The organism is Streptomyces sp. NBC_00009, from assembly GCF_045040855.1.
GTDB classification, from domain to species: domain Bacteria; phylum Actinomycetota; class Actinomycetes; order Streptomycetales; family Streptomycetaceae; genus Streptomyces; species Streptomyces aureus.
This window is the reverse complement of record NZ_CP108312.1, coordinates 5,960,295-5,984,367: the sequence shown is the minus strand read 5'-3', so window position 1 is coordinate 5,984,367 and position 24,073 is coordinate 5,960,295. Positions and strand designations below refer to the sequence as shown.

The window sequence follows — 24,073 nt, the reverse complement described above, 5'->3', positions numbered from 1 at the left end:
TGCCCGCAGCGCTTACGGCTCATGCCCCGCCGTTAAGCAATCGAAACCGCCAGGTAACGGCTACTTATACAGAGACCCGTATAGCCATCACTGGGGCGTCATCCTACGGCCGTACCGAACAGGCTGCCCAGGAGATACGTCACACCCGCCGCGGCACCACCGAGAGCCAGCTGGCGCACCCCGCTGAACCACCAGGACCGCGCCGTCACCTTGGCCACGATCGCCCCACAGGCGAAGAGGCCGACAAGCGCGAGCAGGACCGCGGGCCACAGGGCGCTCGCACCCAGCAGATAGGGCAGCAGCGGAAGCAGGGCGCCGAGCGCGAAGGACCCGAAGGAGGAGACGGCGGCGACGGTCGGCGACGGCAGGTCGCCCGGGTCGATGCCCAGCTCCTCGCGGGCATGGATCTCGAGGGCCTGCTCGGGATCCTTCGAGAGCTGCCGCGCAACTTCCCTGGCGAGCTCAGGCTCGACGCCACGCGAGACGTACAGCTCGGCGAGCTCCCGCTCCTCGTCCGCGGGGTGCTTCCTCAACTCCCGCCGCTCGACGTCGAGTTCGGCCTCGACCAGCTCGCGCTGGGAGGCGACGGAGGTGTACTCGCCGGCGGCCATGGAGAAGGCGCCGGCGGCAAGGCCGGAGAGCCCGGTGATGATGATCGTCTGCTGCGAAACGGCGCCGCCCGCGACACCGGTCATCAGGGCCAGGTTCGAGACGAGTCCGTCCATCGCGCCGAACACCGCGGGGCGCAGCCAGCCACCGTTGACGTCGCGGTGCGTGTGGTTGTCGCGGTGCGCGTCGTGCAGCGTCGCTTCGGTCTCGATGATGGCCATTTCGCCCAGTGCTCCTCTCGTACGGAGCCGATGCCACGCAGCGTTCCCGCGGGCCCGGTCTCCCCCCTCAACAGCATCGAAAGTACGCACGGATTCGGGCCCCCGCCAGCAAGGAAGGCCGTACTTACCAGGGCTTTCGACCGCTTTGCCCACCCGCTCGAACGGCCCTCACCGTCACCCGAGAGATGGATCACATGATCTGAGCGTTGACGGACGGGGGAAACATCGCCGCAACACCTGTAAACGTTTCCAACTGCGGTGAGGAGCGACCCCATGTCTCCGGTGCCGGGCGGCGGCCAGCCGACGATCGTGTCGATCGCACGGCAGGCCGGGGTCTCCATCGCGTCGGTCTCCCGTGTCCTCAACGGCCTGGGCGCGCGGCGGGAGACCGTCGAACGGGTGGAGCGCGCCGCGTCGGAGCTCGGCTACGTACCCAACGCCGTGGCCCGCTCCCTCAAGGACGGCAGGACCCGGCAGCTCACGTTCGCGCTGCCGGACATCGGCAATCCGGCCTACGTGGCGATGGTCCGCGCCGTCCAAGGCGTCACCAAGAACCATGGCTACCGCCTGCTCCTGCACTCCACGGACGCGGTCGTCGACGACGAACTCGCCGTCCTGCGCAGCCTCGGCGACCGCACCAGCGACGGCCTGATCATCTGCCCCATCCGCATCACCGACGACCACATCGACGCGCTGACCTGCGCGGCGGGCCCCGTCGTGGTCATGGGGTCCCTGCCGTCCGGGGTGCCCGTGGACAGCGTCCGCGCCGACTCGGTGACGGGCGCGGCCCTCGCCGTACGCCATCTGCACGACACCGGCTGCCGCCGCATCGCGTTCATCAACTGCCCCTCCGACACGGTCCCCGGCCGGCACCGAGAGGAGGGCTACCGCGCGGCTCTCGCCGAGTGCGGACTCGTGTACGACGACGCGCTGGTCATCGAGACCGGCTTCGGCATCGAGGCAGGCGCCCGGGCCGCCGGAGAACTGCTCGGCCGGCGCCCCGACGCCGTGTTCTGCGCCAACGACCAGCTGGCGCTCGGCGCGGCCCGCGCACTGCACGCGCGGGGCCTGCGCATACCGCAGGACGTAGCGGTCGCGGGGATGGACGACAGCGTGCTCGCCCAGTCCGTGTGGCCCCCGCTGACCAGCGTCGACCTGGGCTCGGCAGAACGCGGGCGGCGCGCGGCCGAACTCCTGGTGGAACGCCTGGACGGCACGGCCCCGATCCCCCGCGGCACCACGGCCACGGCCCCACCGCGCCTGGTGGTCCGCGCATCCACAGCACCGCCGACCGAGAACACGAGGTCCACATGAGTGCCCACCGCACCTCGCAGAGCCCGAACACGCCATGAGCGTCAGCCTCGACCCCGACCCGTCGCCGGGCGCGGAAGGTCCCCGAAGGCTCGGCACGGTCCCGCACCGCCAGCCGCCGGCCGCGATCTCCCTGCGGGACCGCGCCCGGGGAGCCCTGCTCGGCCTCGCGGTGGGCGACGCACTCGGCGCGCCCGCCGAGAACATGAAGCCGTCGCAGATCCGCGAACGATGGGGCCGTATCGAGGGCTTCGTCTCGCCGGACCCGGCGGGCACGGACGACACCGAGTACGCGATCTTCTCGGGCCTGCTGCTCGCGGACCACGGTTCGGCACTCACCGTGGGACATGTCGAGGCGGCCTGGCACACATGGATCGCCGACCGCGACGAGGGCCCGTTCCGGGGCGCGGGCTTCAGCGAGAGAGGAACCCTGGAGAACCTGCGCCGGGGCCTTGCGGCACCCATCTCGGCGCAGCACCGCCACGCGTGGAGCGACGGACTCGCCATGCGGGCGGCCCCGTTCGGGGTGTACGCGGCGGGCCGCCCGGCGGAGGCGGCACGCCTCGTAGCGGTGGACGGCTCGGTGTCGCACGACGGGGAGGGCATCCTCGGAGGCCGGGCGGTGGCGGCCGGGGTCGCGGCGGCGATGGTGAGCCACAACCCGGACACGGTGGTCCAGGCAGCCCTGTCCGCGATCCCCGAGGACTCCTGGACAGCGCGCTCGCTGCACCGCGCGGTGGCGGCGGCCCGCAGCGCCCGCCGCGACCCCGACGGCACCCAGCTCTCCATGGAACGAGAGGTACGCCGGGCCGTGGTGATCGGCGGCTACCCCTGGCCGGACCTGGCCCCCGAGGCGGTGGGCCTGGCCTTCGGCGCGTTCGCCGCGGCCCGGGGCGAGTTCAGGGAGTCGGTCCTGATGGCGGTGAACATGGGCCGCGACGCGGACACGACGGCAGCGGTGGCGGGCGCCCTGGCCGGCGCGCTACGCGGCGAACGCACGATCCCCGCCGACTGGGCGACGACGATCGGCCCGGCCCGGGGCAGCTGCCTCCCGTCGATAACGGGCCGTCACATCCTGGACATCGCCAACACCTTGACCCCCAAACCGCCCCTCCCACCCGAACCCCCAGCGGGGGCCACACCATGACCCCCACCCCCACCCCCACAGCCCACACAGAGCGGCCACCCCACCACCCCGCACCCACCCACGTACACGAGCGGAGGCCCCCGCCCCCCACCCACATAGACCCCGCCCACATCCCCCGCCCACATAGGGGGGTCGACGGACCCCGGCCCCAACGCAGTGGCACCCGCACCCGCACCCGCGACCGAACGGAAGGGGCCGGGCCGGTATGTCCGCCCGGAGCCGGCACACACAACTGACGCCTACGAAATCCGACGCCGAACCATCCAAGCGAGGACGGACATACCGGACCGGCCCCGCACCCACAACGGGCGCGAGCCACAAGCCGAGAACAGGCCCGCACCCACAACGGGCGTGAGCCACAAGCCGAAAACAAGCCCGCACCCGACAGCCCGCCCCAGAGAGGCCCGCATCATGACGCCCCCCACCGTCACCGCCGAAACGAAACCCCGCGCCACAGCACCCCCCACCACCCCCCGCCGGATCGAGGGCCTACTACTGGGCATCGCCGCAGGCGACGCCGCAGGCTGGCCCTCAGGCCGACACCGCGCAGCCCGCCTCCCCGACTGGACCCGCCGCCTGACCCGAGAACTGGACACGTTCGCGGAGCAGAACGCGACCACGACGCTCCCCGTACCGATCGCGCTCAACCAGCCCCCGGAACCCCTGCGCCTGGGCCCGTCGGACGACGCGGAATGGGCGGCGTTCACGGCAGCCTCGATCCTGAACGCCACCAAGGCGAGAGCCCGGAGCACGAACCTCGCCCCGGACGACCACGTACGCACGGCACTCGCCCTCGCCTGGAACACCCTCGCCGCCGAGGTGGCCGAGGCAACGGCCCGAGCGGACGAGATCGAGTCGGCGCGCATGCCGATGCGGGCACGCATCTCTGTAAGAGCGGGCCTGGGCAACCTGGCGGCGGGCCTGAGCCCCCCGGCCACAGGACACGACAACCCGCACTACTTCGACGACGCGGCCTGCGTACGCGCGGCCGTACTGGCCGTGGTCCACCCGGGCGCCCCCGAACTCGCCGCGGAACTGGCGGAGTTCGACGCCCGGTACACCCAGGACGGCGACGGAGTGCACGGCGCCAGAGCCATGGCGGCGGCCGTAGCGACAGCGCTGGGCGGCGCACCGGTGGACGCCTGCGTGAACGCCGCGCTGGCCCAGCTCCCCGAGGGAACCGAGATCCGCCGCAACGCGCTGCACGCGGTGGACCTGGCGCGAAGGGCGGCCGCGGCCCGCCCCGGCCTGCCGGGAAACGCGTTCGCGCTGGTCCCGGTCCTGGAGCACGAGATCGTCGACCACGTCTACAGCTACGGCATCGCGGCGGCGGAAACGGTCCCGGTGGCCCTGGCCGTGGCGACCGCGGCCGGCGGCGACGTGACGGAGGCGGTACCCACGGCGGCGTGCCTCTCGCGGGTGGCGGACTCGGCCCCGGCGCTGGCGGGCGCGCTGACCGGAGCGATCGGCGGAGCCGACACGCTCCCGGCGAGCTGGCGGGACGCGTGCCGCATGCTCGCGGGCTGCGCACTGCCGCGCCTGACAGGAACGGACCTCGTGGCCATCGCTGCAGACCTGACCAGGGCAGCAACCACACCGAAAGGCCCCTGATGACCACCCCCACAACGGCCACCCCCACACCCACCCCGAAGCGAACCCCAAAAGGAACCCCCACCCCCACCCCCCGTTCCCTGGAGGACCGCACCACCGGAGTCCTCCTGGGCGCCGCGGTGGGCGACGCGCTGGGCGGCCCGGTGGAGGGCTGGACGCCGGAGGCGATCGCGGAGCGCCACGGCGGCCGGGTCCGCGGCATCGTGGAGCCGTTCCACAAGGACGACTGGCGTACGGCGCGCCCGATCGCCCCATACCACAAGGGCGACGGTCACGTCACCGACGACACCTTGATGACGCACGCGCTGATCAGGGTCTACGAGAACGTACGGGACCACCTGGACGCGTACGCGGTCGCAGACCACCTCGTCCCCGACCTGATCACCAACACGCGCTGGATCCCGGAGCTGGAGGCGGAGGCGCTCCCGCTGCAACGGATCTTCCTGGCCGAGAAGTGGATCGTGGCGCGCATCCACTACGGCCATGTGGACCCGCGCGAGGCGGGCGTGGGCAACATCGTGAACTGCGGCGCGGCGATGTACATGGCTCCGGTCGGAGCGGTGAACGCGGGCAACCCCGGCAGGGCGTACGAGGAGGCGCTGGACGTCGCGGGCGCGCACCAGTCGTCGTACGGCAGGGAGGCGGCGGGCGTCTTCGCGGCGGCGGTCGCCGCGGCGTTCAGGCCGGATGCGACGCCGGAGTCGGTGGTCGAGGAGGCGCTGGCTCTCGCGAAGGACGGCACGAGGTCGGCGATCGAAGCGGTGTGCGAAGTGGCGCGTGACCACACGGACTTCGAGGACGCGCTGGGACCGCTGCGGGAGGCGGTCACGCCGTTCGACACGGTCGGCCCGGAGTACCGCAAGCCGTCACTCGGGGCGCGCCGCCCGTCTCGGCTGCACGCGATCGAGGAGCTGCCGATCGCGCTCGGGATGCTCCTGGTCGGCCGAGGCGACTTCCGGCAGACGGTCCTCGGCTCGGTCAACTACGGCCGTGACTGCGACTCGATCGCGACGATGAGCGGTGCGATCGTGGGTGCGCTGTACGGGGAGTCGGCGGTGCCGCAGGAGTGGAGCGGGGAGGTGGCCCGCGCGAGCAGACTCGACCTGCACACGCCGGCGGCCTCACTGGCCCGGGTCACGCGCGAGGTCTTCGCCAAGGACATGACCCGCCGCCGGTCCCACGAGGCGGCGTTCGCCGAACTCACCGCGACCGCGGGGTCGTGATGCTGCGCCTCACCTGGGTCCAGCCCGAGGACCTGCTCGGCCACGAGCTGCGCCAGGCGGCACAGGACGGCCGGAACGCGAGCGGGGTGGAGCGCCGCTGGCGCGAGGCGGGCGGCCACCCGCCCCCCGAGCGCGCGGGAGCGTCACCGCCGCCCCAGGACCCAAGACTACGAGCACTGGCGAACACGCTCCTGGACGAACTGGCCTCAGCACAGAGCCCGCTGAGGGCACTTGAGCCAACGCCCCTGAGCGAGATCAAACGACTCACGCCGAACTGGCCGGCGCCCCGGGCCCTCCACCCAGCCCGTCCGGCGCTTGAGGACAAGGGACGCGGGGGCCTGGGGGCAGCGCCCCCAGAAACCCCCGGAACGAAAGGCCTGCATGCATCCTGGCTGGGCAGAGCGGTCGGCTGCCTCCTGGGCAAACCCGTGGAGAAGCTCCCCCTGGACGGCATCCGGGCCATCGCGAAGTCCACGTCCAACTGGCCCCTGAACACCTGGTTCACGCACCGGAACCTCCCGCGGGATGTGGCGGAGCGCTACCCCTGGAACCGCCGCTCCCGCCCCACCTCCCTCGCCGAGAACATCGACGGCATGCCGGAGGACGACGACCTCAACTACCCGCTCCTCGGCCTGCTCCTGCTCCAGCGCCACGGCGCCGAGTTCACCACGGCGGACGTGGCGCAACTGTGGCTCGACGAGTTGCCGGCGGGCCGCACGTTCACCGCGGAGCGCATCGCGTACCGCAATCTCCTTGACGGCATGGAGCCCCCGGACACGGCCGTGCACCACAACCCGTTCCGGGAGTGGATCGGCGCCCAGATCCGCGCGGACGTCTTCGGCTGGACGAACCCCGGCGACCCCGCCCGGGCGGCCGAACTGGCCTACAGAGACGCGACGTTGACGCACACGGCGAACGGCGTCTACGGAGAGATGTTCGTAGCGGCAGCCATCGCCCACGCAGCAGCACGAACCGCCACGACAACCCATACAGCAGCACCAACCGCCACCACGCCCCACACCGCGACACCACACCGCACCACCCCCACCACAGTCACCACCCCCACAACCCCCACCGCCCCCACCATCCACACCACCCTCAACGCCGGCCTCTCCGTGATCCCACCCGACTCGCGCTACGCCCAGGCAATCCGCTTCGGCATCGAGACGGCCCGCGCCGAACCCACCGGCACCCCGGCAGGCTTCGCGTCCGCGGTCGACACGCTCCACGCCCGCTACGCCCACGACCACCACTGGGTGCACGTCCTGCCCAACGCGGCGCTCCTCGCCGCCGCGCTCACCCACGCCGACGGCGACTTCACGGGGTCCGTCTGCCGTGCGGTGTCGGGTGGCTGGGACACCGATTCCAACGGCGCGACGGCCGGTTCGATCGCCGGCCTCCTCGCCGGCTCCCCCGACGCGATCGACGACCGCTGGACCACCCCGCTCAAGAACCGTCTGGCGACCTCGGTCGCCGACTTCGACGGGATCGGCTTCGACGAACTGGCCAGGCTCACTCAGGAGGCCCGCACATGAATTCCGATCACAACCAGCACCCCGCTACCCCCACGCCCACCACCCCCACGCCCAACACACCCACCCCCAGCACCCCCACCCCCCAACACCCCGCCCCCCTGCAGGGCCTACGCGTCCTCGACCTCGCCACCCTCTTCGCCGGTCCACTCGCCGCGACCATGCTGGGCGACTTCGGCGCCGACGTGATCAAGGTCGAGCATCCCCGTAAACCGGACCCGTCCCGAGGCCACGGCCCGTCGAAGGACGGCGTCGGCCTGTGGTGGAAGCTCCTCGGCCGCAACAAGCGGAACATCACCCTCGATCTCTCCACGCGGGGCGGGCGCGAGATCCTCCTCAAGCTGGTCGCGGACACGGACGTACTGATCGAGAACTTCCGTCCCGGCACCCTGGAGAAGTGGAACCTCGGCTGGGAGGAGCTGAACGCCGCCAACCCGCGCCTGGTCCTCACCCGCGTCACCGCCTTCGGCCAGTTCGGGCCGTACTCGCGGCGCCCCGGATTCGGCACGCTCGCCGAGGCGATGAGCGGCTTCGCGGCGCTCACCGGCGAGCCCGAAGGCCCCCCGACGCTCCCGCCGTTCGGCCTCGCGGACTCGATCGCCGCCCTCTCCACGTCGTACGCGGTGATGGCCGCGCTCCAGGGCCGCGAGCGGACGGGGCGGGGCCAGGTCGTCGACATGGCGATCATCGAGCCGATGCTGACGGTCCTCGGCCCGCAGCCCATCTGGTACGACCAGCTCGGCTACGTACAGCCGCGCACCGGGAACCGGTCCACGAACAACGCCCCGCGCAACACCTACCGCACGAGCGACGACAAGTGGGTGGCGGTCTCCACGTCCGCCCAGTCGATCGCCGAGCGCGTGATGCGCCTGGTCGGCCGCCCCGAGCTGATCGACGAGCCGTGGTTCGAGACGGGTTCGGGCCGCGCGGGCCACGCCGACGAACTCGACGCTGCGGTCGGCTCCTGGATCGCCCGGCACTCGCGGGACGACGTCCTCGCGGCCTTCGAGAAGGCGGAGGCCGCCATCGCCCCCGTCTTCGACATCCGCGACGTGATGGAGGACGAGCAGTACCAGGCGCTCGGCTCGATCACCGAGGTGCCCGACCCCGAGCTGGGCACGGTCAGGATGCAGAACGTGCTGTTCCGCCTCTCCGAGACCCCCGGCGCGATCAAGTGGGCCGGCCGCCCCCACGGTGCCGACACGGACGAGATCCTTACGGGCCTCGGTCTTTCCCCCTCGGAGATCACCACCCTCCGCGAGGCGGGCGCGCTGTGACCGCCCAGTCCTACGAGACGTTCCTGACCTGGCTCTACGCACCGGGAGACCGGCCGGAGGTCGTGGCGAAGGCGCTCGACTCGGGCGCCGACGTGGTCCTGATCGACCTGGAGGACGCGGTCGCCCCCGACCGCAAGACGTACGCCCTCGACGCGACCGCCGAGCTGCTCGCCGAGAAGCACCCGGTGCCGGTGCATGTGAGGGTCAACGCGCTGGACTCGCCGCGCGCCGAGTCCGAGGTCAGACGGCTCACCCCGCTCCCGGGCCTCGGCGCCCTGCGCCTCCCCAAGGTCCACGGCCCCACCGACCTGGACCGTGTCTCGGACTGGTCGGTCGAGGTGCCGCCCCTGTACGCCCTCCTGGAGTCGGCGCTCGGCGTCGAGCAGGCGTACGAGATCGCGCGGCATCCCGGCGTACGGGGCATCGCGCTGGGCGAGGCGGATCTGCGGGCGGAGCTCGGCGTGACGAACGGCGAGGGTCTGGCGTGGCCACGCGGGCGGGCGGTCGTCGCCGCGCGCGCCGCGGCGCTGCCCCCGCCGCCGCAGTCCGTCTACCCGGACGTCCGCGACACGGTGGGCCTGGCCCGCTCCTGTTCGCATGGCCGGGCGCTCGGCTTCTTCGGCCGTATGGCGATCCACCCACGCCAGCTCCCCGTCATCGAGGCGGCGTTCCTGCCGACGGCGGCGGAGGTCGACGCGGCGACGGAGGTCGTCGGCGCCGCCGCCACGGAGGCGGGGGCCCTGGCGCTGCCCGACGGCCGCTTCGTCGACGCGGCGATCGTGTCGGACGCGCGCCGGGTCCTCGCGCTGGCGTCACTCCGTCGCGGGGGCTGACCGGGACAGCGCGACGGGGGCGCCGGATCGCATCGATCCGGCGCCCCCGTCGGCGTATGGGTGGTGAGGCTCAGCTAGCTCTTCCGGCCTTCGTGGCCCCTGCCTCACCGTTGGCCTCGTCCTTGTCCGCGGCCTCGTCCTTGTCCGCGGCCTCGTCCTTGTCCGCGGCCTCGTCCTTGTCGGCGGCCTCGGTGGACTCGGCATCGTCACCCGCTGCCTTGTCCTCCGCCTTGACCTCAGCCTTGTCCCGGGGATCGGCGTCGTCACCCTTGGCCTTGGCCTTGGCCGTGTCCGTATCATCGTCACCGGCGCCCGGCTCCACGATCGCTTCGCGGCCGGGGCGCATCTTCGCCGAGATCACGATGTAGATCACCGCGAGCAGGAAGACACCCATCGCGGTCCAGTCGTTGAGCCGCAGGCCGAGGATGTGGTGGGCGTCGTCGACGCGCATGTACTCGATCCAGAAGCGGCCCACGCAGTACGTGGCGACGTAGAGCGCGAAGGCCCGCCCGTGGCCGAGCTTGAAGCGGCGGTCCGCCCAGATCACGAGCAGCGCGACACCGATGCACCACAGGGACTCGTACAGGAAGGTCGGGTGGTACGTGCCCGGCACGCGCCCGTCCGCCGACGACGTGATCTTCAGGGCCCACGGCAGGTCGGTGGGCTTGCCGTACAGCTCCTGGTTGAACCAGTTGCCCCAGCGGCCGATGGCCTGCGCGATGGCGATGCCGGGCGCGATGGCGTCGGCGTAGGCGGGGAGCGGGATGCCGCGCCTGCGGCACCCGATCCACGCGCCCACCGCGCCGAGCGCGATGGCACCCCAGATCCCGAGGCCGCCCTCCCAGATCTTGAAGGCGTCCACCCAGTCGCGGCCCTCGCTGAAGTACAGCTCGTAGTCCGTGATCACGTGGTAGAGCCGGCCGCCGACGAGGCCGAACGGCACGGCCCAGACCGCGATGTCGGCAACGGTGCCGGATCGCCCGCCGCGGGCGATCCAGCGCTTGTTGCCGAGCCAGACGGCCACGAAGACGCCGATGATGATGCAGAACGCGTAGCCGCGCAGCGGAATGGGTCCGAGATAGACCACTCCGTGAGCCGGGCTGGGGATGAAGGCAAGAGTCATGGCAATGTCGACGCTACCGTGCCGGGCCGTGGCGGCGGCAACCAGCCCGGCTACGGGTCCATAACGAGACCCTCGCGTCTGCGGCCGCTCCTACGGCTTGTCGGCCGCCTGCACCATCTGCTTCAGCTTCGCGGGGGTCAGCGGGTTGGCCTGGTCACCGAACACGTTCTTCCCGTTCAGGAGCACCGTCGGCGTGCCCTGGAAGCCGCCGTCCTGGAACGCCTGGTTTGACTTCTTGACCCAGCTGTCGTGGCTGCCGTCGTCGACACACTTCCTGAAGTCCGGCGTCACGAGGCCGCCGACCTTGCCGGCCAGCTCGATCAGCTTGCCGTTGTCGGCGAAGGCGTCGTCGGTCTCCGGGGGCTGGTTCTCGTAGAGGACGTCGTGGAACGGGGGGAACTTCCCGGCGTCCTGGGCACACGCCGCCGCGTTCGCCGCGCGCAGGGAGCCGCTGCCGCCCATGTTCTTGTCGATGAGCGTGGCCAGGTGGTACTCGACCTTGAGCTGTCCGGAGTCGGTCAGCTCGTGGATCGTCGTGCGGTAGGCGTCCTCGAAGGCCTTGCACGCGGGGCAGCGAAAGTCCTCCCACACCGTGAGTGTCGACTTCGCACTGTCCTTGCCGACCGGGATCGCGAGGCTGTCCTTGCCGACCGCACCCTGCGGGGCGACGACGGGAGCCGAGGCGTCACTCTTGTCGTCACCGGAATTCGCCGCGATCACGCCGATCACGGCAGCCAGCGCGAGGACACCCACGACGGCGCCCCCCACGATCACGCCCCTGCGGCGCCTGTCCTTGGCTCTCTGCTTCTCGCGCTCCTCCGCCAGCCGGTCACGGGCGGTGCGCTTTCCCTCACGGTTCTTCTCGCTCACACCCGCCAAACGAACCGGGGAGGCACCAGCGTGCCTCCCCGGTCCCAGTTCCACCCATACGGGTTACGGCCCGATGGGTTACGACGTCATGGGTTACGCCTTGACGCGCACCCCGTCCGCGAGGTCCGCCGCGAGAGCCCGCACGGCGGCGAGTCCGGCGGCCTCATCGTCCGCGTCGAGCATCAGCTTCACGAACGCCGAGCCGACGATGACCCCGTCGGCGAACCCGGCGACCTCGGCCGCCTGCTTCGCGTTCGAGACGCCGAGGCCGACGCAGACCGGCAGGTCGGTGGTGGCCTTGGTGCGGCGCACAAGGTCCTGGGCCTGGTTGCCGACGGACTCGCGGGTGCCGGTGACGCCCATCAGGGAGGCGGCGTACACGAAGCCGGAGCCCGCGGCGGTGATCGTCGCGAGGCGCTCGTCCTTGCTGCTGGGGGCGACGACGAAGACGGTCCCGAGGCCGTGCTTGTCCGCGTGCTCCCTCCAGGTCGCCGACTCCTGGACGGGCAGGTCGGGCAGGATGCAGCCCGCGCCGCCCGCCTCGGCGAGCTCGGCGGTGAACCGCTCGATGCCGTAGCGGTCGATGGGGTTCCAGTACGTCATGACGAGGACCGGCTTGGCGGTCGCCGCGTGGGCCTCGCGGACCGTACGCATGACGTCGGCGATCCGGACGCCGCCGCGCAGCGCGATGTCGTCCGCGGTCTGGATGACGGGCCCGTCGAGGACGGGGTCGCTGTGCGGCAGCCCGACCTCCACGACGTCGGCGCCGCCGTCGAAGACGGCCTTGATCGCCTCGATACCGCCGTCCACGGTCGGGAACCCGGCCGGGAGGTAGGCGATGAGGGCGGAGCGGCCCTCGGCGCGCGCGGCGGCGAGGGTGTCGTTCAACAGCTGGATGTTGCCGCTCACTTGGCGTCTCCCTCGATCTCCGCAGCGGTCCCGGCCGCGTCCGCCGCGACGGCGGCGTCGGTGTCGTACAGGCCGAAGTAGCGGGCGGCCGTGTCCATGTCCTTGTCACCGCGCCCGGACAGGTTGACGATCATCAGCCCGTCCTTGCCGAGCTCCTTGCCGACCTCGATGGCTCCGGCGAGCGCGTGGGCGCTCTCGATGGCCGGGATGATGCCCTCGGTGCGCGACAGCAGGCGCAGGGCCTGCATGGCGGCGTCGTCGGTGACCGCGCGGTACTCGCCGCGGCCGCTGTCCTTGAGGAAGGCGTGCTCGGGGCCGATGCCCGGGTAGTCGAGGCCCGCCGAGATCGAGTAGGGCTCGGTGATCTGGCCCTCGTCGTCCTGGAGGACGTACGACCGTGAGCCGTGCAGGATGCCGGGCTCGCCCGCGGTCAGCGTCGCGGCGTGCTCGCCGGTCTCCAGGCCGTGGCCGGCCGGCTCGCAGCCGATGAGGCGCACGCCGGCGTCGGGGATGAAGGCGTGGAAGAGGCCGATGGCGTTCGAGCCGCCGCCGACGCAGGCCACGGCCGCGTCGGGCAGGCGTCCGGCGCGCTCCAGGATCTGGCGGCGGGCCTCGACGCCGATGACGCGGTGGAAGTCGCGGACCATCGCCGGGAAGGGGTGGGGTCCCGCGACGGTCCCGAAGAGGTAGTGCGTGCGGTCGACGTTGGCGACCCAGTCGCGGAACGCCTCGTTGATGGCGTCCTTGAGGGTGCGGCTGCCGGACTTCACGGCGACGACCTCGGCGCCGAGCATCCGCATGCGCGCCACGTTGAGCGCCTGGCGCTCGGTGTCGATCTCGCCCATGTAGATGGTGCACTCGAGGCCGAAGAGGGCGCAGGCGGTGGCGGTGGCCACGCCGTGCTGGCCGGCTCCGGTCTCGGCGATGACGCGGGTCTTGCCCATGCGCTTGGTCAGGAGCGCCTGGCCGAGCACGTTGTTGATCTTGTGCGAGCCGGTGTGGTTGAGGTCCTCGCGCTTGAGGAACATCCGGACGCCACCGGCGTGCTCGGCGAACCGGGGCACCTCGGTGAGGGAGCTGGGCCGTCCCGTGTAGTTGACGAGCAGGTCGTCGAGCTCGGCGGCGAAGGCCGGGTCGTTCTTGGCCTTGTCGTACTCGACGGCGACCTCATCGACGGCTGCGACGAGCGCCTCCGGGATGAACTTGCCGCCGAACGCGCCGAAGTACCCCTCGCTGGTGGGGACTTGACCTTCGGGGTCGGGAATGAAGAAGTTACTGGGCATGCGAAACCTCATGGTGTGAGCGGTGTGGACACTACGCGCCATGGGGGCAGGGTTACTTGTCGGCAGCGGGCTGCCTGTGGCCGCCCGCGCCGTTCACCGCGCCCCTTATGGGGCGCAGCACCATCGCATCCCGTTGACCTGACCCGGCTCGTCGCCGATGACGTAACGCACCCGCCGCCCGTGCACACGCCGCGCCGGCGCCCGGCAGCCGCGAGGGCGGCAGCCGGGTCCGAGGCGGGCGGCAATGGGCATCGGGAAGGTCAGCTCCTGCCGTGACGCAGGGCCGGGTGGGCGCCCGCGGCGACCAGGTCGGAGACCGCGGTGCGCGGGTCGCGGCCGGTCACCAGGGACTCGCCCACGAGGACGGCGTCGGCGCCCGCGTTGGCGTACGCGATGAGGTCGTGCGGGCCTCGCACGCCCGACTCGGCGATCTTGACGATGTGGTCGGGGATCTCCGGGGCGACCTGCTGGAACGTGTCGCGGTCGACCTTGAGCGTCTTGAGGTTGCGCGCGTTCACGCCGATGATGCGGGCGCCCGCGTCCACGGCGCGCTCCACCTCGTCCTCGTCGTGCACCTCGACGATCGGCGTGAGCCCGATGGACTCCGCGCGCTCGATGAGCGACTCGAGGGCGGGCTGCTCCAGGGCGGCCACGATCAGCAGCGCGAGGTCGGCGCCGTACGCCCTGGCCTCCCACAGCTGGTACGAGGTGACGATGAAGTCCTTGCGCAGGATCGGGATGTCGACCTTGGCGCGCACGGCCTCCAGGTCGGCGAGCGAACCGCCGAACCGGCGCTGCTCGGTCAGTACGGAGATGACGGCGGCGCCGCCCGCCTCGTAGTCGGCGGCGAGGCCGGCCGGGTCGGCGATCGCGGCGAGCGCGCCCTTGGACGGGCTGGAACGCTTGACCTCGCAGATCACCTTGACGCCGTCGCCGCGCAGGGCGGCCACCCCGTCCTTGGCGGCGGGCGCCTTGGCCGCGCGCTCCTTGAGCTCGTCGAGGCTGACGCGCGCCTGCCGCTCCGCGAGGTCGGCACGGACTCCGTCGATGATCTCGTCGAGCACACTCACGCGAGCGGCCCCCTTCCTGACGGTGGAGCGGTGGAAGCTGATTGCCCCGAAGAGCAATCCACTGGTCACAGCGATGATATCCGGAGGAGGGCGAAGGCTCCGCATCTGGTTGACGCCGGTCCCACTACCTGGACAAATACTGTTGATCAAGGATGGAGCCAGCCACCCAGCGGCAGGTTCCGGACAACCGTGAAGACAAGGACCACGGCGCCCACGGCCCACAGGTGGGGGCGTCCGAGATCGATCCGTACGGTCAGTCCCCGTGCCACCCGTACGGCCCATACGGCCCACAGGACGGCGAAGAGGGCGTAGCCCGCCACAGCGAGCGCGTTGTCCCCCAGAGCGGCCGTGAGGTCGCCGTGGACGAGCGCGTGGGCGCTGCGCAGACCGCCGCAGCCGGGGCAGTAGATCCCCGTGTAGTGGAGCAGCGGGCAGGCGGGGTAGTGGCCCGGCTCGTTCGGGTCGACGGACCCGACGTACGCGAAGCCCATACCGACCGCGGCGAGGACACCGGCGGGGACGGCAAGCCGCCGCAGCGAACCGGCGGCGCCGCTGGTCAGGGCGGCCGCGGAGGGGTCCGTTTCGGCGTTCACCCGTGAATTGTGCAACGGGCCCGCCGGGTCCGCCCGTCGGCGCGCAGCGCGTGGAAAGCGTGAGAGGCGGCCCGGCACCAGGTGCCGGGCCGCCTCTCACGACGTGGGTGAAGCTCAGGCCTCCGCGGCGACGGCCTCGGGCGAGACGGCCGGCAGCGACTGCGGCTTCTGCTTGCCGAGACCCGCGGCGCTCATGGCGCCGCCGACGACCGCGGCGATGGCGAGCAGGGCCATGCCCGCCCAGAAGCCGACGGGGTTGGCCATCACCATGAAGGCGCCCGCGACGCAGAAACCGATGAAGGCGATGATGACACCGGTCCAGGCGGCCGGGGTGTGTCCGTGGCTGCTGTCCGCCATGGTTGCTCCTCGTTGCTCAATGCGTGGCTGATGCGTGGCCTCGCACCCCGCGCGTGGCACCGTGCTGGGTGGTGAGCCGGACGCTCGTGCCCATTGTCCCGTACTCGCGGGCATGGGCGGCACTCGGGGTCCGGGGCCCCGCTATGCCTCGTGTGTGGGGTCCTCGCCCCGGTCGAGGGCCTTCCACAGCTCCTCGGGGCGCTCCGGGTCGACGGGACGGGCCGCCTTGCGGGGCCGCGGGGTGCCGTCACGCTCGTAGCGGCCGCCCATCGACGGCCAGGAGCGGCCGTAGCGCAGGGCGAGCAGGCCGGCCAGGAGGATGAGCGCGCCGCCCGCGGCACCGACGTACGGCCATACGGTGTGGCCGAGGGAGCCGATGGTGGCGGCGGTGTTGCCGGAGACCTCGGCGGCCTTCTCGTCGAGGGCCGCGCTGTCGCCGGCGCCGAGGACGGCGGCGACGACGGCGCCCGCGCCGCTGAGCGCGAGGAGCCCGGCGACGAGCGTGCGCCCGGCGCGGCGGACCGCGAAGACGGCGACGAGGGCCGCGAGCCCCACTATGGCGAGGGCCGCGGGCACTCCGGTGACGTCACTGCCCTTGGCGGCGAGCGGGAAGCTGCCGCCGGGCACGGTCGCGGACCCGGAGGCCCACTCCTGCCGCGAGGAGAGCAGGGCCACCGCCGCGCCGACGGCGCCGAACAGGAGCGCGGCGGCGAGGCTGCGGCGGCCGTTGCGCGCGGCGGCCGTCTCCGGGGAGGCGGTCCCGGCTTCGGTTCGGGGGGATGGCACTGCGGAAGTCACCTCACCACTATCCCCCACGTCGTCAGGCGTCGTGCATCCGGTTGGCCGTGTGCACGGCGCGCAGCACCGCCGCCGCCTTGTTGCGGCATTCGGTGTCTTCGGCGACGGGATCGGAGTCGGCGACGATACCCGCTCCGGCCTGCACATATGCGGTGTTGTCGCGCAGGAGCGCGGTGCGGATGGCGATGGCCGTGTCGGAGTCCCCGGCGAAGTCGAGATATCCGACACATCCGCCGTACAGACCGCGCCGGGAGGGTTCGAGCTCGTCGATGATCTGCATCGCGCGCGGCTTGGGCGCGCCCGAGAGGGTGCCCGCGGGGAAGCAGGCGGTGAGGACGTCGAAGGCGGTGGTGCCCGGGGCGACCCGGCCGGTGACGGTCGACACGATGTGCATGACGTGCGAGTAGCGCTCGACGGACATGAAGTCGACGACCTCGACGGAGCCCGGTTCGCAGACGCGGCCGAGGTCGTTGCGGCCGAGGTCGACGAGCATCAGGTGCTCGGCGCGCTCCTTGGGGTCGGCCAGGAGCTCGTCGGCGAGCGCCTGGTCCTCCTGGGGGGTGGCGCCGCGGTGCCTGGTCCCGGCGATGGGGTGCACCATGGCGCGCCCGTCCTCGACCTTGACGAGGGCCTCCGGCGACGAGCCGACCACGTCGAACCCGTCGAAGCGGAACAGGTACATGTACGGCGACGGGTTGGTGGCGCGCAGGACCCGGTAGACGTCGAGCGCGCCGGCCGTGCACGGCGTCTCGAAGCGCTGCGAGGGCACGACCTGGAAGGCCTCGCCCGCCCGGATGCGCTCCTTGATGTCCTCGACGGCCTCCTGGTAGTCCGTGCCGCCCCACAGAGCGGTGAACTCCGGGAGTTCGGAGGGCGGGAGCGCGGCGGGGGCCTGGACGACGGGCCGGGAGAGGTCGGCCTCCATCGCGTCGAGGCGGGCCACGGCGTCCGCGTAGGCCTCGTCGACGCCGGTCTCGAGGTCGTTGTGGTTGATCGCGTTGGCGATCAGCAGGACCGAGCCGTCCCAGTGGTCGAGGACGGCGAGGTCGCTGGTGAGCAGCATCGTCAGCTCGGGGAGCTTCAGGTCGTCGCGCTCGCCGGGGCCGATCTTCTCCAGGCGGCGCACGATGTCGTAGCCGAGGTAGCCGACCATGCCGCCGGTGAACGGGGGCAGGCCCTCGTAGCGGGGGGTGTGGAGGGTCTCGACGGTGGCGCGCAGGGCGGCGAGCGGGTCGCCGTGGGTGGGGACGCCGACGGGCGGGGTGCCGAGCCAGTGCGCCTGGCCGTCGCGGGTGGTGAGGGTGCCGGCCGAGCGGACGCCGACGAAGGAGTAGCGGGACCACGAGCGGCCGTTCTCCGCGGATTCCAGGAGGAACGTGCCGGGGCGTTCACCGGCCAGCTTGCGGTACAGACCGACGGGGGTGTCGCCGTCCGCGAGGAGCTTGCGGCTGACGGGGATCACTCGGCGGTCGGTCGCGAGCTTGCGGAAGGTCTCGAGATCCATAGGAAGAGCTTAGGGCGTGTCCGGACAGGTCCGGTGCGCCGCCCGGTCCGTGGAACGGGCGGCGCGGCGGTGGTCTCAGGCGCCGGTGCCGGTCACCGTCAGCTCGCCCGCGTCGAAGCAGGTGCGGTCGCCGGTGTGGCAGGCCGCGCCGACCTGGTCGACCTTCACCAGGAGGGTGTCCGCGTCGCAGTCGAGGGCGACCGACTTCACGTGCTGGAAGTGACCGGAGGTGTCGCCCTTGACCCAGTACTCCTGGCGGCTGCGGGACCAGTACGTGCAGCGGCCCGTCGTCAGCGTGCGGTGCAGCGCCTCGTCGTCCATCCAGCCCAGCATGAGCACCTCGCCGGTGTCGTACTGCTGGGCGATCGCGGGCACCAGGCCGTCGGCGCTGCGCTTGAGGCGGGCGGCGACGGCGGGGTCGAGGCTGCTGGGCGGGGGCGTGCTGGTCATAGGGACCATTGTGCCGCGCCCCGCGCGCCCTTTCGGGCGGGCGTCCACTGATTGAGAGCAGCGGCGCGGAGCGCCACGTTGAGGGGCGGAGGTCGGGTGACGGGTGGGCGGACCGGTCATGCGGTCGTACGCTGGCCGTATGTCGACCCATGCAAAGCGTGAACGACTCCTCCTCGCCGACCTGTTGGAGGCGGCGGGCCCAGACGCCCCGACCCTGTGCGAGGGCTGGAACGCCCGTGATCTCGCAGCCCATGTGGTGGTGCGCGAGCGCCGTGCGGACGCCGCGGGCGGGATCCTGATCAAGCAGCTGGCGCAGCGTCTGGAGCGGGTGCAGGCCGAGTTCGCCGAGAAGCCCTATGACGAGCTGATCCAGCTGATCAGGACGGGCCCGCCGCGCTTCTCGCCGTTCTCCCTCAAGCAGATCGACGAGGCGTCGAACGCGGTCGAGTTCTACGTCCACACGGAGGACGTGCGCCGCGCGCAGCCGGACTGGACGCCGCGCGAGCTCGACCCGGTCTTCGCGGACGTGCTGTGGTCGCGCCTCGAGCGGATGGCCCGCGTGATCGGCCGCAAGTCGCCGGTCGGCCTGGTTCTGCGCCGCCCGGACGGCCGTACGGCGGTGGCGCACAAGGGCACGCCCGTGGTGACGGTGACCGGTGAGCCCGCCGAGCTGCTGTTGTTCGCGTTCGGCCGGCAGGACGCGGCGCGGGTGGAGACGGAAGGCGAGAAGGACGCGATCGGGAAGCTGCACGAGGCGAAGCAGCTCGGGATCTGATGCGGGTTCAGGCCGGGAGTTCGGCGCGGCGCAGCGGCGTGCGGCACAGGCCGTAGACGCCGGCGAGGGCGCAGATCGCGGCGCTGGCCACGAAGACGGGACCGGTGCCCCACAGGCCGACGGCCGCGCCGGTCAGCGGCATGGTGAGCGGGACGAGGCCGAGGCTGGACAGGCTCGTGACGGCGGTGACCCGGCCGATGTAGGCCGGGTCCGCGTGGGTCTGCGTGAGCGCTCCGCACAGGGCGCCGCTGAGACCGGCGAGCAGCCCGATGGCCAGCGCGACGGCGACCGCGGCGGCGAGGTGCGGTACGAAGGCGAGCGCGCCGATGGCGACGGCGCCGCCTCCCATGGTCGCGGCGAGGACGAGACCCGCGCGCGGTACCCGGCCGCGGACGGCGAGGAGCAGCGAGGCCGCGCCCGCGCCGACGCCAAACCCGGCGAGCACCGAGCCCATCCCTGAGGCGCCCCAGCCGCGCTGGTCGGCGAGGAGGGTCAGGCCGACGTTCAGGGGGCCGACGAAGCCGAGGTCGCTGAGGGCGATGACGACGACCAGCGGGGCGAGGACGCTGTGGCGGCGGATGTAGCGCAGGCCGTCCGCGAGGCCGTTCCTGGCCGGGGCGCCGCTCTTGCCGTTGTCGTCGGGCAGGTCCCGGATGCGCAGGGACATCAGGAGCGGCAACGAGATCGCGAACAGCAGTCCGGCCGCGCCGAACGCCGCCGCCGGGCCGCCGAGTGCGACGCCGAGACCGCCCAGGGGCGCGCCCACGACGTTGGCGAGGCGGACCGCGAGTCCGCGCATGCCCTGGACCCGGGCGAGCTGGTCGCGTCCGGTGACGCGGGCCGGCAGTGCGCCGACGGCCGGCAGGAAGAGGGCGTCGACGATGCCGAAGACCAGGCCGAGGAAGGTGAGCGGCCACAGGCCCGGCTGGGTCGCGAGGAAGAGCCCGGCGACGCCGAGGACCGCGGCGCTGCGCACGGCGTCGCTGGCTATGACGATGCGGCGCGGCCCGAGCCGGTCGGCGATCACTCCCCCGCCGAGCATCAGCAGGGCCCGGGGTGCCGCGCTCACCGCCATGACGAGCCCGGCCTGCGAAGGGCTGCCCGACTGGACGGCCGCCCAGGACAGGGCGACGTAGTAGATGTTGTCGCCGATCATCGAGGCGCCGTAGGCACCGAGCCAGCGCAGCACGTTGCCGTCGCGGTGGGCGGGCTTCCCGGGGGCGGGGGTGTGGGTGAGGGGCGCGGTCACGGTCATGGGAGGTGGTCCTCTCAGGCGCGGAACGGGAAGCCGTACATGTGCAGCGCGACGTTCTCGCGCCCTTGGGTGTCGCCCGCGGCCTGTGCGGCGCGGCCCTGCGCGTCGTACTTCCTGATGACGGCGAGCAACTCACTTGTCAGCTCGGTCAGTTCGGCCGCCGTCAGAGGCATCAGGGCCTCGGAGTCCGAGGACGCGGCGCGCCACTCGGGGGCCCAGGTGGAGCGCTCGTCGAGGTAGCGGCGGTAGAACTCGCTGCGCTGTTCGTAGAAGAGCCGGGTGGCCGCCTGGTGCGCCGCGGCCTTCTCGGGGGCGTCGCCGAAGTCCGCCTCGTGGATGCTGACGCCGTCGGACGCGGGCTGCCACCAGCGCTCGCGGCCGTCCCGCTGCGCCCCGGGCGCCTCTTCGATGAGCCCGGCGTCCGCGAGCTTGCGCAGGTGGTAGCTGACCAGCGAGACAGCCCCGTCGACCTGCTCGGCGAGCTGCGACGCGGTCGCGGTGCGGGCGACGACCAGGGCGCGGTACAGCTGCGAGCGCAGCGGGTGGGCGAGCGCCTTGAGGGTGCCGAGGTCCGTGATGCGGCGGGTCTGTTCGTCGGTCATGGCATGAGCCTAGATACGAAAGAAATATTGCGCAACAGAAATTGCGCAACCGATCCTGTGCATCGGACGGAAGTAAACGGAAGTAAGCCGAGTAAACCGAAGCAAAAGGCCCCGGCCACCCTGAGGGTGACCGGGGCCTGAGAGCGTGCGCTCCCGGTGTCAGCGGACGGGGTGACCCGCCTCGCGCAGCGTCTCCTTGACCTCGCCGATCCGCAGATCGCCGAAGTGGAAGACGGACGCGGCGAGCACCGCGTCGGCGCCCGCGGCGATCGCGGGCGGGAAGTGCTCCAGGCGTCCCGCGCCGCCGGACGCGATCACGGGCACCGTGACGTGCTTGCGGACGGCCGCGATCATCTCGATGTCGTAGCCGTCCTTCGTGCCGTCGGCGTCCATCGAGTTGAGCAGGATCTCGCCCGCGCCGAGCTCGGCGGCCTCGTGCGCCCACTCGACGGCGTCGATCCCGGCGGACTTGCGGCCACCGTGCGTCGTCACCTCGAACGTGCCGGACGGCGTGCGGCGCGCGTCGACCGACAGGACGAGCACCTGGCGGCCGAACCGCTCGGCGATCTCGCGGATCAGCTCGGGGCGGGCGATGGCGGCCGTGTTCACGCCCACCTTGTCCGCGCCGGCCCGCAGCAGCTTGTCCACGTCGTCCGCCGTGCGGACGCCGCCGCCGACGGTGAGCGGGATGAAGACCTGTTCGGCGGTGCGGCGCACCACGTCGTAGGTCGTCTCACGGTTGCCGGAGGACGCCGTGATGTCGAGGAACGTCAGCTCGTCGGCGCCCTCGGCGTCGTACACCTTCGCCATCTCGACGGGGTCGCCCGCGTCGCGCAGGTTCTGGAAGTTGACGCCCTTGACGACCCGGCCGTTGTCCACGTCCAGGCAGGGGATGACCCGTACGGCCAGCGTCATGACGGTGTGTCTCCTCGGTACGCCTCCACCTCGACCTCGACGACCAGGCTCGGGTCGATGAAGCCGGAGACGATGATCATGGATGCGGCGGGGCGGACGGCATCGAACAACTCCTTGTGGGCCCGGCCCACGTCGTCCACATCCCGCGCATGGGTGATGTACATACGGGTGCGCACCACATGCTCGCTCCCGAGCCCCAGAGTCTTGAGCGCGTCGAACGCGACCTGGAACGCGTTGAGCGTCTGCTCGTACGGCGTTCCCGCGTCAATGACGCCGTTGACCACGGACGTACAACCGGACACCAGGACAAGGCCGTTGGGCAGTTCGACCGCGCGCGAGTAGCCCACGGCCTCCTCCCACGGCCCGTCCGAGTTGACCCTGCGTACGCCGTCGATCATGACGCCACCGCGGCGAGGGCCTCTTCCAGCGTGAAGGCCTTCGCGTACAGCGCCTTGCCGACGATCGAGCCCTCGACGCCCAGCGGGACGAGCTCGGAGATGGCGCGCAGGTCGTCGAGCGACGAGACGCCGCCGGAGGCGACAACGGGCCGGTCGGTCACGGCGCACACGTTGCGCAGGAGCTCCAGGTTCGGGCCCTGCAGCGTGCCGTCCTTGGCGATGTCGGTGACGACGTAGCGGGCGCAGCCCTCGGAGTCGAGGCGCGCGAGGGTCTCGTAGAGGTCGCCGCCGTCGCGGGTCCAGCCGCGGCCGCGCAGCGTGGTGCCGCGCACGTCGAGGCCCACCGCGATCTTGTCGCCGTGCTCGGCGATGACCTTGGCGACCCACTCGGGGGTCTCCAGGGCGGCGGTGCCGAGGTTGACGCGGGTGCAGCCGGTGGCGAGCGCGGCGGCGAGCGTGTCGTCGTCGCGGATGCCGCCGGACAGCTCCACCTTGATGTCCATGGCTCGCGCGACCTCGGCGATCAGGGCGCGGTTGTCGCCCGTGCCGAACGCGGCGTCCAGGTCCACGAGGTGCAGCCACTCGGCGCCGGAGCGCTGCCACGCGAGGGCGGCCTCGAGCGGGGAACCGTAGGAGGTCTCGGTGCCGGACTCGCCGTGCACGAGACGTACGGCCTGGCCGTCGCGGACGTCGACGGCGGGGAGGAGTTCGAGCGTGCGGGACATCAGAGGGTTCCGATCCAATTCGTGAGGAGCTGGGCGCCGGCGTCGCCGGACTTCTCGGGGTGGAACTGTGTCGCCCACAGTGCGCCGTTCTCGACGGCGGCGATGAACGGCTCGCCGTGCGTGGCCCAGGTGACCTTCGGCGGGCGCATGTGGACGTTGCCGACCTCGAAGTCCCACTGCTGCACGGCGTAGGAGTGCACGAAGTAGAAGCGGGCGTCGCTGTCGAGACCGGCGAAGAGCTCGGTGTCCTGCGGCGGGCGGACCGTGTTCCAGCCCATGTGCGGGACGATCTCGGCCTTGAGGGGCTCGACGGTGCCGGGCCACTCGTCGAGGCCCTCGGCCTCGACGCCGTGCTCGATACCGCGCGCGAAGAGGATCTGCATGCCGACGCAGATGCCCATCACGGGGCGGCCGCCGGCCAGGCGGCGGTCGATGATCCAGTCGCCGCGCGCTTCCTTGAGGCCCTTCATGCAGGCGGCGAAGGCGCCGACGCCGGGGACGAGGAGGCCGTCGGCGTTGAGTGCGGTGTCGAAGTCGCGGGTGATCTCGACGTCCGCGCCCGCGCGGGCCAGGGCACGCTCGGCGGAACGGACGTTGCCGAACCCGTAGTCGAAGACGACGACCTTCTTGCCGGCTGTACCGGCGGGCTTGGCTGAAGTCATGGCTGGCTGCTCCCTGCCCC

Annotated in this window: 26 protein-coding genes; 8 read left to right on the top strand and 18 right to left on the bottom strand. The window is 72.0% G+C overall.

Annotated features, from left to right (window positions below):
* Positions 1-98: 98 nt before the first annotated feature.
* Complete coding sequence (locus OHA58_RS27005; RefSeq protein WP_405481954.1) at positions 99-830, bottom strand: VIT1/CCC1 transporter family protein; 732 nt, start codon at positions 828-830, stop codon at positions 99-101.
* Positions 831-1,103: 273 nt separating this feature from the next.
* Between OHA58_RS27005 and OHA58_RS27000 the strand changes: the two genes are divergently transcribed.
* The 7 genes from OHA58_RS27000 (at position 1,104) to OHA58_RS26970 (ending at position 9,764) form a co-directional block, all read left to right on the top strand.
* Complete coding sequence (locus OHA58_RS27000; RefSeq protein ID WP_405481952.1) at positions 1,104-2,144, top strand: LacI family DNA-binding transcriptional regulator; 1,041 nt, start codon at positions 1,104-1,106, stop codon at positions 2,142-2,144.
* A 34-nt stretch (positions 2,145-2,178) separates the two neighbouring features.
* Entirely contained in the window at positions 2,179-3,288 is a 1,110-nt protein-coding gene (locus tag OHA58_RS26995) for an ADP-ribosylglycohydrolase family protein (RefSeq protein WP_405481950.1), read from the top strand.
* A gap of 411 nt (positions 3,289-3,699) precedes the next feature.
* Positions 3,700-4,899, top strand: a complete 1,200-nt coding sequence (locus OHA58_RS26990; RefSeq protein WP_405481948.1) for an ADP-ribosylglycohydrolase family protein — start codon at positions 3,700-3,702, stop codon at positions 4,897-4,899.
* Positions 4,899-6,122, top strand: coding sequence for an ADP-ribosylglycohydrolase family protein (locus tag OHA58_RS26985; protein WP_405481946.1), 1,224 nt, complete (start codon positions 4,899-4,901; stop codon positions 6,120-6,122). The genes OHA58_RS26990 and OHA58_RS26985 overlap by 1 nt, the downstream gene beginning before the upstream one ends.
* Positions 6,122-7,657 carry an ADP-ribosylglycohydrolase family protein gene (locus tag OHA58_RS26980; protein WP_405481944.1) on the top strand — a complete coding sequence of 512 codons (1,536 nt, stop codon included), beginning with the start codon at positions 6,122-6,124 and terminating at the stop codon, positions 7,655-7,657. The genes OHA58_RS26985 and OHA58_RS26980 overlap by 1 nt, the downstream gene beginning before the upstream one ends.
* Complete coding sequence (locus OHA58_RS26975; protein ID WP_405481942.1) at positions 7,654-8,931, top strand: CaiB/BaiF CoA transferase family protein; 1,278 nt, start codon at positions 7,654-7,656, stop codon at positions 8,929-8,931. The genes OHA58_RS26980 and OHA58_RS26975 overlap by 4 nt, the downstream gene beginning before the upstream one ends.
* Positions 8,928-9,764: an HpcH/HpaI aldolase/citrate lyase family protein gene (locus OHA58_RS26970; protein ID WP_405481941.1), complete on the top strand. Its 837-nt coding sequence runs from the start codon at positions 8,928-8,930 to the stop codon at positions 9,762-9,764. Before OHA58_RS26975 ends, OHA58_RS26970 begins: the two co-directional genes overlap by 4 nt.
* Positions 9,765-9,834: 70 nt before the next feature.
* On the opposite strand, the gene lgt is transcribed toward OHA58_RS26970, so the two are convergent.
* From lgt to hisI, 11 genes are all read right to left on the bottom strand, one after another.
* Positions 9,835-10,887 (bottom strand): prolipoprotein diacylglyceryl transferase, encoded by a 1,053-nt coding sequence (lgt, locus tag OHA58_RS26965; protein ID WP_405481939.1) that lies wholly within the window; start codon positions 10,885-10,887, stop codon positions 9,835-9,837.
* A 90-nt stretch (positions 10,888-10,977) separates the two neighbouring features.
* Positions 10,978-11,757: a DsbA family protein gene (locus OHA58_RS26960; RefSeq protein WP_405481937.1), complete on the bottom strand. Its 780-nt coding sequence runs from the start codon at positions 11,755-11,757 to the stop codon at positions 10,978-10,980.
* Positions 11,758-11,850: 93 nt separating this feature from the next.
* Positions 11,851-12,666 carry a tryptophan synthase subunit alpha gene (gene trpA / locus OHA58_RS26955; RefSeq protein WP_405481936.1) on the bottom strand — a complete coding sequence of 272 codons (816 nt, stop codon included), beginning with the start codon at positions 12,664-12,666 and terminating at the stop codon, positions 11,851-11,853.
* Positions 12,663-13,949 carry a tryptophan synthase subunit beta gene (gene trpB / locus OHA58_RS26950; protein ID WP_405481934.1) on the bottom strand — a complete coding sequence of 429 codons (1,287 nt, stop codon included), beginning with the start codon at positions 13,947-13,949 and terminating at the stop codon, positions 12,663-12,665. Before trpB ends, trpA begins: the two co-directional genes overlap by 4 nt.
* A gap of 105 nt (positions 13,950-14,054) precedes the next feature.
* Positions 14,055-14,201 carry a tryptophan biosynthesis modulator TrpM gene (trpM, locus tag OHA58_RS26945; protein WP_389475073.1) on the bottom strand — a complete coding sequence of 49 codons (147 nt, stop codon included), beginning with the start codon at positions 14,199-14,201 and terminating at the stop codon, positions 14,055-14,057.
* 8 nt (positions 14,202-14,209) lie between these two features.
* Entirely contained in the window at positions 14,210-15,019 is an 810-nt protein-coding gene (gene trpC / locus OHA58_RS26940; RefSeq protein ID WP_405481932.1) for an indole-3-glycerol phosphate synthase TrpC, read from the bottom strand.
* A gap of 146 nt (positions 15,020-15,165) precedes the next feature.
* Complete coding sequence (locus OHA58_RS26935; protein WP_405481931.1) at positions 15,166-15,612, bottom strand: DUF2752 domain-containing protein; 447 nt, start codon at positions 15,610-15,612, stop codon at positions 15,166-15,168.
* Positions 15,613-15,726: 114 nt separating this feature from the next.
* On the bottom strand, positions 15,727-15,969 hold the full coding sequence (locus OHA58_RS26930; RefSeq protein WP_405481929.1) for an HGxxPAAW family protein: 243 nt from the start codon (positions 15,967-15,969) through the stop codon (positions 15,727-15,729).
* Positions 15,970-16,110: 141 nt separating this feature from the next.
* Positions 16,111-16,767 carry a TIGR02234 family membrane protein gene (locus tag OHA58_RS26925; protein ID WP_116502609.1) on the bottom strand — a complete coding sequence of 219 codons (657 nt, stop codon included), beginning with the start codon at positions 16,765-16,767 and terminating at the stop codon, positions 16,111-16,113.
* A 22-nt stretch (positions 16,768-16,789) separates the two neighbouring features.
* Positions 16,790-18,271 (bottom strand): anthranilate synthase component I, encoded by a 1,482-nt coding sequence (locus tag OHA58_RS26920; protein ID WP_405481928.1) that lies wholly within the window; start codon positions 18,269-18,271, stop codon positions 16,790-16,792.
* A gap of 75 nt (positions 18,272-18,346) precedes the next feature.
* Positions 18,347-18,721, bottom strand: a complete 375-nt coding sequence (gene hisI, locus OHA58_RS26915) for a phosphoribosyl-AMP cyclohydrolase (protein WP_100592257.1) — start codon at positions 18,719-18,721, stop codon at positions 18,347-18,349.
* Between the two features lie 139 nt (positions 18,722-18,860).
* Between hisI and OHA58_RS26910 the strand changes: the two genes are divergently transcribed.
* The gene (locus tag OHA58_RS26910; RefSeq protein ID WP_405481926.1) at positions 18,861-19,496 is read left to right on the top strand and encodes a TIGR03085 family metal-binding protein; all 636 of its coding nucleotides are present in this window, start codon (positions 18,861-18,863) and stop codon (positions 19,494-19,496) included.
* A 7-nt stretch (positions 19,497-19,503) separates the two neighbouring features.
* On the opposite strand, the gene OHA58_RS26905 is transcribed toward OHA58_RS26910, so the two are convergent.
* The 6 genes from OHA58_RS26905 to hisH all read right to left on the bottom strand — a co-directional run bounded on the left by OHA58_RS26905 (position 19,504) and on the right by hisH (position 24,053).
* Positions 19,504-20,751 carry an MFS transporter gene (locus OHA58_RS26905; RefSeq protein ID WP_405481923.1) on the bottom strand — a complete coding sequence of 416 codons (1,248 nt, stop codon included), beginning with the start codon at positions 20,749-20,751 and terminating at the stop codon, positions 19,504-19,506.
* Between the two features lie 14 nt (positions 20,752-20,765).
* Positions 20,766-21,353 carry an ArsR/SmtB family transcription factor gene (locus OHA58_RS26900; RefSeq protein ID WP_405481922.1) on the bottom strand — a complete coding sequence of 196 codons (588 nt, stop codon included), beginning with the start codon at positions 21,351-21,353 and terminating at the stop codon, positions 20,766-20,768.
* A 159-nt stretch (positions 21,354-21,512) separates the two neighbouring features.
* Entirely contained in the window at positions 21,513-22,268 is a 756-nt protein-coding gene (gene hisF, locus OHA58_RS26895) for an imidazole glycerol phosphate synthase subunit HisF (RefSeq protein WP_100592253.1), read from the bottom strand.
* Complete coding sequence (locus tag OHA58_RS26890; protein ID WP_405481920.1) at positions 22,265-22,666, bottom strand: RidA family protein; 402 nt, start codon at positions 22,664-22,666, stop codon at positions 22,265-22,267. Before OHA58_RS26890 ends, hisF begins: the two co-directional genes overlap by 4 nt.
* Entirely contained in the window at positions 22,663-23,391 is a 729-nt protein-coding gene (priA, locus tag OHA58_RS26885; protein ID WP_116502603.1) for a bifunctional 1-(5-phosphoribosyl)-5-((5-phosphoribosylamino)methylideneamino)imidazole-4-carboxamide isomerase/phosphoribosylanthranilate isomerase PriA, read from the bottom strand. The genes OHA58_RS26890 and priA overlap by 4 nt, the downstream gene beginning before the upstream one ends.
* Positions 23,391-24,053, bottom strand: coding sequence for an imidazole glycerol phosphate synthase subunit HisH (hisH, locus tag OHA58_RS26880; RefSeq protein ID WP_100592250.1), 663 nt, complete (start codon positions 24,051-24,053; stop codon positions 23,391-23,393). The genes priA and hisH overlap by 1 nt, the downstream gene beginning before the upstream one ends.
* Positions 24,054-24,073: the final 20 nt, after the last annotated feature.